Annotated in this window: 2 protein-coding genes; both read right to left on the bottom strand. The window is 24.1% G+C overall.

Going from position 1 to position 1,164, the window contains the following annotated elements; genetic code table 11:
• The coding region (locus E6248_RS16210) for an HAD hydrolase family protein (RefSeq protein ID WP_316341797.1) at positions 1-249 on the bottom strand (249 nt) is incomplete at its 3' end.
• A gap of 307 nt (positions 250-556) precedes the next feature.
• The coding region (locus E6248_RS16205) for a MurR/RpiR family transcriptional regulator (RefSeq protein ID WP_316341796.1) at positions 557-1,164 on the bottom strand (608 nt) is incomplete at its 5' end.

The raw sequence follows: 1,164 nt of genomic DNA, 5'->3' as shown, positions 1-1,164 counted from the left end.
AACTTCATTAGTTTCACAATCAACAACTTTAGATCCATTAAAAGAAACTAAAAGTCCATTATTTTCATTCATTTTTAATTCTCTAGCTAAATCCATTAATCCAGATGTAGGTCTTCCAGATGCTAAAACCAGTATTGCTCCAAGTTCTTGTGCCTTTATTAAGGCATTTTTTGTCTTTTCTGTAACTACTTTTTTACTATTAGTTAATGTTCCATCAACATCCATGATTATTACTTTTATATCACTCATATTTATTCCCCCATTAGTTATTTTGTTTAATTATACTAATATTAGGAATGTAAGTGAAGGTCTATTCAATTTATGAATAATAATTAATAATGTAAATATTAATCTGAACCAGGCGGAAGAAATGTGGTTTATTTAGCTATATTTGGTATATTGTTAGTAGCTGGAGGTTATTATATTATAACTAGGAAAAAAATAAAAAAATAAATAAATAATAAAATTATTGATGTAGTAAACTTAATATATATGAGTTTACTACATCTACATTTAATTCTTTCATTTTATGTGCAATTTGATTTTCAGTTTCATTTTATTTTTTTGATAGTTTTTTATATGTATTAAGCTTAAAGTTTATATTTCTATCATATTCAAGTTTAAAATAGCATGTATAGATACAATCCAAAAGATATAGTAAAGATAATCTTGTTGAAAAAGATGATATCTTGTTAAAATGATTTTCGTTTGAACTTAAATATAACTGATAGGTTGAGTATTTAGTAAGAGGATTTTCATTTGTTGAAGATATTAAAATAATTGGTGTTTTATTCTTTTTTAATATTTCTGCTATTTTTTTTACTATTCCACCTCTGCCCTCAAAGGATACAATTATTGCAATATGATTTTCATCACTAGTAGAAGCTGTTAAAAGTTGATAATATTCTTCTATAGGAACATTAATAAAAGTTCCTATTTCTTGCATTTGAAATTTAAAGTTTTCTGCAAAATAAATATTTCCGGCAGAAGTATAAAAATCAATGTGTTTATATTTTTTCAAAATATTAGAAATCAATTTTAATTGTTCTAAATCGACTAAATTTAATGAAGATATCAAGGACTTTTCATATAAGTCTTTCATTTTATGTACAATTTGCTTTTCGCTTTCATTGGGTTTAAATGGATAGTTATAGTCTATTAAGC

The organism is Clostridium sp. (assembly GCF_032552055.1).
Taxonomy (GTDB): domain Bacteria; phylum Bacillota; class Clostridia; order Clostridiales; family Clostridiaceae; genus Clostridium.
Note: the sequence above shows the minus strand (reverse complement) of the source record. Positions and strands in the feature narration are given on the sequence as shown.